The sequence below is a fragment of the Pseudomonas sp. 18.1.10 genome, from assembly GCF_024655625.1.
Lineage (GTDB): Bacteria > Pseudomonadota > Gammaproteobacteria > Pseudomonadales > Pseudomonadaceae > Aquipseudomonas.
Map to the genome: position 1 here is coordinate 1 of NZ_JANLGL010000193.1, position 10294 is coordinate 10294.

Annotated in this window: 10 protein-coding genes; 3 read left to right on the plus strand and 7 right to left on the minus strand. The window is 61.4% G+C overall.

Going from position 1 to position 10294, the window contains the following annotated elements:
* Positions 1-87: 87 nt before the first annotated feature.
* On the minus strand, positions 88-849 hold the full coding sequence (locus tag NUV89_RS23740) for a hypothetical protein (protein ID WP_257783241.1): 762 nt from the start codon (positions 847-849) through the stop codon (positions 88-90).
* Between the two features lie 166 nt (positions 850-1015).
* Between NUV89_RS23740 and NUV89_RS23745 the strand changes: the two genes are divergently transcribed.
* Positions 1016-1648, plus strand: coding sequence for a flavin reductase family protein (locus tag NUV89_RS23745; protein WP_257783242.1), 633 nt, complete (start codon positions 1016-1018; stop codon positions 1646-1648).
* A 158-nt stretch (positions 1649-1806) separates the two neighbouring features.
* On the opposite strand, the gene NUV89_RS23750 is transcribed toward NUV89_RS23745, so the two are convergent.
* Positions 1807-2052 (minus strand): hypothetical protein, encoded by a 246-nt coding sequence (locus NUV89_RS23750; protein ID WP_257783243.1) that lies wholly within the window; start codon positions 2050-2052, stop codon positions 1807-1809.
* Between the two features lie 41 nt (positions 2053-2093).
* The gene (locus tag NUV89_RS23755) at positions 2094-2435 is read right to left on the minus strand and encodes an antibiotic biosynthesis monooxygenase family protein (RefSeq protein ID WP_257783244.1); all 342 of its coding nucleotides are present in this window, start codon (positions 2433-2435) and stop codon (positions 2094-2096) included.
* A gap of 327 nt (positions 2436-2762) precedes the next feature.
* Here NUV89_RS23755 and NUV89_RS23760 point away from each other — a divergent pair, with 327 nt between their 5' ends.
* The gene (locus NUV89_RS23760; protein ID WP_257783245.1) at positions 2763-3692 is read left to right on the plus strand and encodes an AraC family transcriptional regulator; all 930 of its coding nucleotides are present in this window, start codon (positions 2763-2765) and stop codon (positions 3690-3692) included.
* A gap of 142 nt (positions 3693-3834) precedes the next feature.
* Here the strand turns inward: NUV89_RS23760 and NUV89_RS23765 are convergent, their stop codons facing one another.
* The 4 genes from NUV89_RS23765 to edd form a co-directional block, all read right to left on the minus strand.
* Positions 3835-5304: an ATP-binding protein gene (locus NUV89_RS23765; RefSeq protein WP_308220203.1), complete on the minus strand. Its 1470-nt coding sequence runs from the start codon at positions 5302-5304 to the stop codon at positions 3835-3837.
* Entirely contained in the window at positions 5294-6028 is a 735-nt protein-coding gene (locus tag NUV89_RS23770; protein WP_257783246.1) for a response regulator, read from the minus strand. Before NUV89_RS23770 ends, NUV89_RS23765 begins: the two co-directional genes overlap by 11 nt.
* Positions 6029-6181: 153 nt before the next feature.
* The gene (locus NUV89_RS23775) at positions 6182-7138 is read right to left on the minus strand and encodes a glucokinase (protein WP_257783247.1); all 957 of its coding nucleotides are present in this window, start codon (positions 7136-7138) and stop codon (positions 6182-6184) included.
* Complete coding sequence (edd, locus tag NUV89_RS23780; RefSeq protein WP_017738076.1) at positions 7135-8961, minus strand: phosphogluconate dehydratase; 1827 nt, start codon at positions 8959-8961, stop codon at positions 7135-7137. The genes NUV89_RS23775 and edd overlap by 4 nt, the downstream gene beginning before the upstream one ends.
* A gap of 221 nt (positions 8962-9182) precedes the next feature.
* On the opposite strand from edd, the gene gap reads away from it, so the two are divergent.
* Positions 9183-10184, plus strand: coding sequence for a type I glyceraldehyde-3-phosphate dehydrogenase (gap, locus tag NUV89_RS23785; RefSeq protein WP_053257798.1), 1002 nt, complete (start codon positions 9183-9185; stop codon positions 10182-10184).
* Positions 10185-10294 lie beyond the last annotated feature (110 nt).

Consider the following 10294-nt stretch of genomic DNA (forward strand, 5'->3'; position numbering starts at 1 on the left):
CGAATGCACTCTGTCAGTTGATAAAGATGTCGACTGACACGCCGCCTTCGCGAGCAAGCCCGCTCCCACACAAGCCAGCTCCCACATTTAGTTTTGTGTCGCCTGTCTAATGCGGTCACGCCCATACCGCCGCTGCGCATACGACGCCCCCGCAATCATCACCACCAACACCGCCGCCAGCACCGCTGACGAGCCAATCGTGCCGAAATCCAGCCCGCCCTTTTCATGGGGTTTGGTGAGGAAGTCCCCCAGTGTTGCGCCAAACGGCCGGGTCAGCACGAACGCGACCCAGAACAACAACACCGACGAGATCTGCGTGAAGTACTTGAGCGCCACGACCACAGCAATGGTCGAGCCGATCAACAACGCGCCGCCGGCAAAACCCAGCCCCGAATCGTCCGCCAGGAAGTCGCCCAATGCGGTGCCCAGGGTGTTGGAAAACAGAATCGCCATCCAGTAGAACAATTCCCCGCGAAAGGTCTGCACCTTGTTCACGTTCAGCGAATCGCCGCTGAGGTGCCACATCGCGAAAATAATCATCAGGATCACAATCAGGATCATCGACCCCGTGGCGTAACCCAGGCCCAGGGTGCGGTCCATAAAGTCCGACATGGTGGTGCCGGCCGTGCTGGTGGAGAGGATCACGATCCAGTACAGCACCGGGTTGTAGGTTTTCGACCAGAGTTGTGTCAGCAGGGTGACGAGAAACACGCTGATGAGGATCATCGAGCTGAGGGCATAGCCGACATTCAGGGTCATCGACAGCAAATCCCCGGCGGTTTCGCCCAGGGTCGTTGCGCAGATTTTCATGACCCAGAACGCCAGGGTGATCTGAGGAAGTTTATTCATGGGGTGGAAGGCTCCGAGGCGCAGTCATTCAATTGCGCGCAGACTGAACGGGGAGCTGTGAAAAATAGGTGGGCGCCGTATGAAAATTCCATATCGCCGATGGAAATTCTCCGCCACGCCTTGCAGTATGGGCGCCTCATTGCACCCGATCGCAGGAACCCCGGCCATGCCCGACGATATTCATTTCTACGAACCCGCCAACGGCCACGGCCTGCCCCATGACCCGTTCAACGCCATCGTCGGCCCGCGGCCCATTGGTTGGATTTCTTCCCACGACCGTGACGGCCGCCTGAACCTGGCGCCCTACAGCTTTTTCAATGCGTTCAACTACATTCCGCCGATCATTGGTTTTTCCAGTGTCGGGCGCAAAGACAGCCTGAACAATATCGAACAGACCGGCGAGTTTGTGTGGAACCTGGCGACCCGCCCGCTGGCCGAGCAGATGAACCAGAGTTGCGCGGCGGTATCGCCTGACGTGAACGAATTCGAACTGGCCGGGCTGACGCCGGTGGCGTCGAAGGTCATCCAGGTGCCACGGGTGGGCGAGAGCCCGGTGTCGTTTGAATGCAAGGTAACGCAGATTATCCAGCTGCAACGGGCCGACAAGGAATTGGTGCCGAGTTGGCTGGTGCTCGGCGAGGTGGTGGCGGTGCATATTGCCAAGTGGTTGCTCAAGGATGGCGTCTATGACACAGCAGCGGCGGAGCCGATTTTGCGGGGTGGTGGGCCGGCGGATTACTTCCAGTTGGGCCCGGAAGCCTTGTTCAAGATGTACCGCCCAGGTGCCCCGAAACCCTGACTGAAATGCGATCAAAACTGTGGGAGCGGGCTTGCTCGCGAAGGCGGTGTATCAGTCGACATCTATATCAACTGACAGACTGCATTCGCGAGCAAGTCGAATCGTCGCACCGCCGCTCCCACACAAACCCTCTCCCACATTTGGATCGGTGGTGTTGGTTAGGCTGTGGCAGGCGCCCAGGTCAACTGACCTTCTTCGTCAACGTCGACCAACCGCTCCAACTGCAACGCAGCCGCATCATCGGCATCGGACGCCGTCTTGAACTTCTGTCCATCAAGGATCTTGTGGAAGCGCGGTGCGCCCATGCCATCCAGTGCCTTCACGGCGACGGCGGCACTGTAGCCACCCTCTCCCGGCACTACGGCGGAAACGGCTTCGTGGTGGGCAAATTCTTTACGTGCCATGTTGCAGGTCCTGGCCAATGGGAAGTCGGCCATTCTAAACCCTAACCGGCCAGTTGCAGGTACTCACCATAGGCATGAGCGGCGGATGCATCGGTGAAGGTCTGGAAATCCATGCTGCGGATGACCATGTCGTTCAACAGCTCGGTGAAGATCATCAAGGCCGGCGAGTTGAAGTAGACGCTCATCGCCTGCTCGCTGCTCCAGAAACCCGAGACCAGCCACACATCGGCGTCTACCTGGGACTGCTGCAACGAAAATTGCAGGCAGCCCTGAGCCTGGCGACCCGGTTCGATCAAACTGCTCAAGCGTGCACCCAGTTCGGTGCTGCACCCGCTGCGGGCGCGGATAAAGGCCATATGGCTCGCGGGAATGGGGGTGGACATGTTCGACTCTCCCGTTGAGAAGTGATGCTCGGCAAGCACTGTGGGGCGTGTTGCCACAGGATCAAAGATAACGGCGCGGGGCCGGGCGCGGTTAGTCGATTCCTGCCGGCTTATTGCACAATCCTGCGAGAAGCGTAAACAAGGCGTCTCGCCCGCTGGATGTATCGCAGGCACAGACGCAGTGTTTCAGGCAGATGACAGGCCGCGCACTTGCCTGATTCACGACTTATCGCAGGATCAGGCAAGGATTGTGCAGGATCGACGTAACACTTTTGCGCAACCCGCCGCTAAGCTGAGCCCATCAAAAAAGCGTGTAGAGGCCCACCCATGTCGTCGCCTGAACATCAGCCCGTTCCCCTCGATGCCGAGATGGAAAAACAGCGCGCCGAACTGGCCAGCATCGTGCACCGCCACACGTGGGAGGACGGCTCCTACGGCACCGCAATCACCTCGCTGTACCTGAACCGCCACAACACGCCGCGCGATTTCATGCCGGTGCTGGTAGAGCCGGCCCTGTGCATCCTCGCCAGTGGCAGCAAGGAAGTGCGCCTGGCCGACGAGATCTTCGCCTACGACCCCCTCAACTACCTGGTGTTCTCGGTCGCCATGCCCGTGGCCGGGCGCATCATTGATGCCACGCCTGAAGACCCGAACCTGTCGGTACGGATCAATATCGATCCGGCGCAACTCACCGCGCTGATCGCCGAAGCCGGGCCGATGGGCGTGCCGTCGCGGCCGACATCCCGTGGCATGTATGTGGATCGCATCGACCACCAATTGCTGGACGCGGTGCTGCGCCTGTCGCGCCTGCTGGATACACCCAAAGACATCGCCATGCTCGCGCCGTTGATAAACCGGGAGATCCTCTACCGCTTGTTGCGTGGGCCGCAGGGCTATCGGCTGTATGAAATTGCCGTGGCCAACAGTCAGAGCCATCGTGTCAGCCAGGCGATCACCTGGTTGAACGGCAACTACGAACAACCGCTACGCATTGATGACCTGGCCAAGGAAGTGAACCTCAGCGTCTCGACCTTGCACCACCGGTTCAAGGCGATTACCGCGATGAGCCCGCTGCAATATCAGAAGCAGTTGCGCTTGCAGGAAGCGCGGCGGCTGATGATTGCCGAAGGGCTGGAAGCGTCGGCGGCGGGGTATCGGGTGGGGTATGAAAGCCCGTCGCAGTTCAGCCGGGAATACAGCCGGTTGTTTGGTGCACCGCCCCTGAGAGACCTGGCCAGACTGCGTCAAAGCATCTGACCCAACAGGGATCAAAAATGTGGGAGCGGGCTTGCTCGCGAATGCGGTGGTTCAGTTACAAATTTAGTGACTGACCGTCCGCTTTCGCGAGCAAGCCCGCTCCCACACAAGCGCGCTCCCACATTTTTATCTGCGGCGTTCTTTAGTCCAGGCCCCGGGGCAGTTGTAGGGTGACTCGCAATCCACCCTCACGCAAATTCTGCAAACTCACCTCGCCCCCATGACTATGGGCAATATTGCGCGCAATCCCCAGCCCCAACCCATACCCCTGCTGCTGCCCGGCCAGGCGGAAATGCGGTTCGAACACCTGCTCCAAGCGCTGCTCCGGCACGCCCGGGCCTTCGTCATCCACATGCAGGATGAACTGCGCGCCATCGTCCTCGATGTGCAAATGGGCGTTCTGCCCGTACTTCAAGGCGTTGTCGATCAGGTTGCCGATGCAGCGCTTGAGCGCCAGCGGTTTGCCCGGGTAGGTGGTCAGCGCGCGGCCGTGCTGGGTCACGCGGCCGTTGCCGTTGGGCGCCAGGTACGGCTCCACCAGGCACTCGAGGACGTGGTTGAGGTCCACGGGTTCGATGTTTTCGTGGATGTCGGTGTCTTTCACGCATTGCAGCGCGCCTTTGACCAGCAGCTCCAATTCATCCAGGTCGCGGCCGAACTTGGCTTGCAGGTTGTCGTCTTCGAGCAGCTCCACGCGCAGGCGCAGGCGGGTGATCGGGGTGCGCAGGTCGTGGGAAATCGCGCTGAACAATTGGCTGCGTTCGGTCAGGTAACGGCTGATGCGTTCACGCATGGCGTTGAAGGCGCGGCCCACTTCCTCCACTTCGCTGCCGCCGCCTTCGGCCACCGGCTCGACGTCGGCGCCCAGGGACATGTCCCGCGCGGCCCGTGCCAGACGCTTGAGCGGGCGGCTTTGCCAGTGCACCAGCAGGCCGATGAACAGCAGCAAAAAGCCACTGGTGAGCACGATAAACCACACTTGCTGGGACGGCAGGCCCTGTTCTTCAAGGCTGGTGTAGGGTTCGGGCAACAGCGAGGCGATGTACAGCCATTCGCCGGGCGCGAGCTGGATCTGCGTGACCAGCACCGGCGGGTTCACCGGTTCCAGGGTCAGTGCGTAATGCGCCCAGGAGCGCGGCAGCTCATCGAGCTTGAGGCCGGCATTGAAGATGCGCAGGTCTTCGGCGCTGACAAATTCCACCGAAATATGCACGTCGGCGCCGAGGGTCTGGCGCAGCACTTCGTCCACCGCCACCAGCACCGCCTGCTTGCGCGGGGTTTCCGGCAACACTTGCATGTCCAGCGGCCGGTCGTTGAGGGTCACGACAAACCGCGTGCCGCCCATGCTGCGCAATTGGTCGAGGACCAACGGGCGATAGGCCACGGGCAACGAGCGGAAGTAACTCACGCTGGCGGTCATCGAATGCGCCAGGCTGCGGGCGCTGGTGACCAGGCCTTCGAGCTGGGTGGCGCGCAATTGCGAGACCCAGATCACGCTCGACAGCGCCTGGGCGAACAGCACCACCAGCAAGGTCAGCAGCAGCATGCGCCCCAGCAGCGAGCGCGGCACCGGGAAGCGCCGGCGGCGCTCAGTCACAGGTTCAGTGGGCATTGCCGGCAACCACGCTGGCTGCCAGTTGATAACCGCTGCCGCGCACGGTGCGGATCAGCCGCGGCGGTTTTTCGGTATCGCGCAGGCGTTGGCGCAGGCGGCTGACGGCCATGTCGACGATACGGTCCAGCGGCATCAAGTCCCGGCCACGGGTGGCGTTGCCGATGGTGTCGCGGTCGAGGATCTGTTGCGGGTGGTCGAGAAACAACTTGAGCAGGGCAAAGTCGGCACCGGAGAGGATCACTTCTTCGCCATCGAGGTGGAACAGCCGATGACTGATCGTATCCAGGCGCCATTCATCAAACACCAGCACGTCGCTGCTGCCCCGTTGCTCCTGGCCGAACTGGGCACGACGCAACAGCGCCTTGATCCGCGCTTGCAGCTCGCGGGGGCTGAAGGGCTTGCCGATGTAATCGTCGGCACCCAGTTCCAGGCCGATCACGCGGTCGGTTTCGTCGGAGCTGGCGGTGAGCATGATGATCGGCACCTGCGCCTGGCGCGGGTGCTGGCGGATCCAGCGGCAAAGGCTGAAACCGTCTTCGTCGGGCAACATCACATCAAGGATGACCAGGTCGCACGGCGCCTCGTTCATCGCCTGGCGGAAGCCTGCGCCGTCCGGCACGCCACGCACCTGGAAGCCGGCACGACTGAGGTAGGTTTGCAGCAATTCGCGGATTTCCTGGTCGTCGTCGACGAGGAGAATGGATTTACTGATTACGCTCACGGGGGCCTCCTTGTTGTTATGGCCAAGCTTGAGTCATTTGTTGCTCTTGAGGCCGCTTTCGCGAGCAAGCCCGCTCCCACATTTGCCTGCATTCCAAAGTTGGAACGCGATCGAATGTGGGAGCGGGCTTGCTCGCGAAGAGGCCATAACTAACTATGCAAATGCCTGTTCGAGCGCGACCCCAGCCCCAGTCAACCCGGAGTAAGGCGCCGTCACCAACCACACCGGAATGCCTTTGAAATAGTCACTCATGCAGCCTTTGTCGCAAAAACTCTTGGCGAAACCACTGTTAATAAAGAAGTCGGCAAACCTCGGTATCACCCCGCCCACGATATACACACCGCCGCGCCCGCCGGTGGTCAGCACGTTGTTGCCGGCCACGCGGCCCAGCCAGATGCTGAACTGGTCCAACACTTCCATCGCCACCGGGTCGCCGGCCAGGCCTGCGGCCGTGATGGCCTCGGGCGTGTCCAGCACCGGCGTGTGCCCGTCCACCGCGCAAATCGCCCGGTACAGACGCGGCAAGCCGCCGCCGCTCAAGGCGGTTTCGGCGCTGACGTGGCCGATTTCCGAGTAGATGTGCTGCCACAGCTGGGTTTCACGCGGGCTGCTCAGGGGCAAGTCGACATGGCCGCCCTCCCCCGGCAGCGCCGCAAAGCGACCGCCACCCAAGTCCAGCAGGGTGCCGACACCCAGGCCGGTGCCCGGGCCGATCACCACGGCCGGGCGCAACGGTTCCGGTGTGCCTGCGCAGACCACCCGGAATTCGTCGGGCTTGAGGCGGGTCATGCCCAGGGCCATGGCCGAGAAGTCATTGACCAGCAGCAGCTCATCCACCTGCAACGTCTTGCAAAACGCCGTCTTGCTCAGGCGCCAGTGATTGTTGGTGAACTTGAATTCATCGCCACTCACGGGACCGGCCACCGACAGGCACACCGCACCGATGTCGCCGATGTGCAGGCCTTCTTCCTTGAGGTAAACCTTGATCGCGTCCTCAGGGCTGGCGTGATCCGCCGTGGCGTGCACGCGGATCGAATGCAGCTCCTGGTCCCGCCACAACGCAAACCGCGCGTTGGTTCCACCGATATCACCGACCAGCGCAAGCTTCACTTAAGCGTCTCCAGGGCAGAGGTAAAGGCGCTGGCGCCCTGCTCTGCGGAGCTTGCGGCCAAGCGCATAAATGCAAACAGCTCGCGACCGGCCCCCACGTTATTGCCCAACAGGCCCGTGGCAGGCGCGCGCGCTGCAAATTCTTCGGCGTCCACCTTAAGCTCCAAGGTGCCTTTCACGCCATCGACACGAATGATATCGCCATCACGCACCCGCGCCAGTGGCCCGCCGCTCTGGGCTTCGGGGTTGACGTGGATCGCGGCGGGGATCTTACCCGAGGCGCCGGACATACGCCCGTCTGTGACCAACGCGACTTTGAACCCACGGTCCTGCAACACGCCAAGGAACGGGGTCATCTTGTGCAGCTCGGGCATGCCATTGGAACGCGGGCCCTGGAAGCGCATCACGGCGACAAAGTCTTTTTCCAACTGGCCGGCCTTGAAGGCGTCCGCCAAATCCTGCTGATCCTGGAACACCACCGCCGGTGCCTCGACGATTTGATGCTCAAGGGCCACGGCCGACACCTTCATCACACCACGGCCGAGGTTGCCTTCCATCACGCGCAAACCGCCTTCCGGGGAGAACGCACGAGCGACCGGGCGCAGGATGGTTTCGTCGAGGCTTTCGATAGGCCCGTCGCGCCAGATCAGTTCGCCGTCCACCAGGAACGGTTCCTGGGTGTAGCGGCTCAGGCCCTTGCCCGCGACGGTGTTGACGTCTTCGTGCAACAGGCCTGCTTCGAGCAGCTCGCGGATCAGGAACGACATGCCGCCCGCCGCCTGGAAGTGGTTGATGTCGGCCTTGCCGTTTGGATAGACGTGGGACAGGGTCGGCACCACCTCGGAGAGGTCGGCCATGTCATCCCAGGTGAGGATGATGCCCGCCGACATGGCGATAGCCGGCATGTGCAGCGTGTGGTTGGTGGAACCGCCCGTGGCGTTGAGGGCAATAATGGAGTTGACGATGGATTTCTCATCAACGATCTCGCCGATGGGCGTGAAGTTGCCGCTGGCCTTGGTCAGGCGCGTGACCTGGTGCGCGGCTTCGCGGGTCAGCGCGTCACGCAGCGGCGTGTACGGGTTGACGAACGACGCGCCGGGCAAGTGCAGGCCCATCACTTCCATCAGCAACTGGTTGGTGTTGGCGGTGCCGTAGAAGGTGCAGGTGCCGGGGCTGTGGTAGGACTTCATCTCCGATTCCAGCAGCTCTTCGCGGGTCGCCTTGCCTTCGGCGTAGCGCTGGCGCACGTCGGCTTTCTGCTTGTTGGAGATACCCGATGGCATTGGCCCGCCTGGCACAAAGATCATCGGCAGATGGCCGTAGCGCAGCGCGCCCATCATCAGGCCGGGGACGATCTTGTCGCAGATGCCCAGCATCAGCGCGGCGTCGAACATGTTGTGGGACAGCGCTACCGCCGTGGACATGGCGATCACTTCACGGCTGAGCAGGCTCAGCTCCATGCCGGGCTCGCCTTGGGTCACGCCGTCGCACATGGCGGGCGTGCCGCCGGCGAACTGGCCGACCGAGCCGACTTCGCGCAGGGCTTTCTTGATCTGTTCGGGGAAATGTTCGTACGGCTGGTGCGCCGAGAGCATGTCGTTATATGACGAAACAATTGCCACGTTGGCGGCGTTCATCATGCGCAGGCTGTTTTTGTCTTCGGTGCCGCAACCGGCCACGCCGTGGGCGAAGTTGGCGCATTGCAGCTTGCCGCGCATCGGACCGTCGCTGGCTGCGCCGCGAATGAGCGCAAGGTAAGCCTCGCGGGTGGCGCGGCTGCGGGCGATAAGCCGTTCGGTGACCTCAAGAACGCGGGGATGCATGTGTAGAACTCCAGGCTAACGGATGTGGCGACCTGAGTGTCTATGCTGATCAAACGCCCGCTACGCATGGGATGGCAGGGTGTCGTTTAAATCATCGGACCAGTTGATTCAGGTCACTCGTTGTAGATTGAACAAAATATTGCCACTAAAAAGGCTTGTTTTCTATTTTTATGCGAATAATCTTGTAATTCTTACAACAAATCGACGACAGGCACTCTCCAATGACTCTTCGTATCGCAATCAATGGTTTTGGCCGTATCGGCCGTAATGTCCTGCGCGCACTGTATACCCAAGGCTACCGTCAGGATTTGCAGATCGTCGCCATCAACGATCTGGGCGACAGTTCGATCAACGCCCACCTGCTCAAATACGACACCGTACATGGCACTTTCGAAGCAGAGGTTGCCCACGATCAGGAAAGCCTGACCGTCAATGGTGACCGGATTGCCGTCAGTGCCATTCGCAACCCGGCCGAACTGCCGTGGGCTGCCCACAAGATCGACGTGGTGTTCGAGTGCACCGGCCTGTTCACGGACCGTGACAAGGCGGCCGCCCATATTACCGCTGGTGCGCGCAAGGTGATCATTTCTGCCCCGGCCAAGGGCGCGGACGCCACCGTGGTGTACGGCGTGAACCATGACATTCTGCGCCAATCCCACCAGATCATCTCCAACGCCTCGTGCACCACCAACTGCCTGGCGCCGGTGGCCCAGGTGCTGCACCGCGAACTGGGCATCGAAAGCGGCCTGATGACCACCATCCACGCCTACACCAACGACCAGAACCTCACCGACGTCTACCACACCGACCCGTACCGCGCGCGCTCGGCCACCCAGAACATGATCCCGAGCAAGACCGGCGCCGCCGAAGCGGTGGGCCTGGTGCTGCCGGAACTGGCCGGCAAGCTGACCGGCATGGCCGTGCGGGTGCCGGTGATTAATGTGTCGCTGGTGGACCTCACCGTGCAGTTGAAGAAAGACGCCACGGCCGAACAGGTCAACGCGCTGCTCAAAGAAGCCAGCCAGCACTCGAAAATCCTCGGCTACAACACCCTGCCGCTGGTTTCGAGTGACTTCAACCACAACCCGCTGTCGTCGATTTTCGACGCCAATCACACCAAGGTCAGCGGCAAGTTGCTGAAAGTGCTCGCCTGGTACGACAACGAGTGGGGCTTCTCCAACCGTATGCTGGATAACTGCCTGGCGCTGTGTAACGCCGAGTAATCCCCAGTAGAGATCCCCTGTGGGAGCGGGCTTGTGTGGGTCTTGTGTGGGAGCGGGCTTGCTCGCGAATGCGGTGGGTCAGTCGACATTTTTATCAACTGACAGACTGT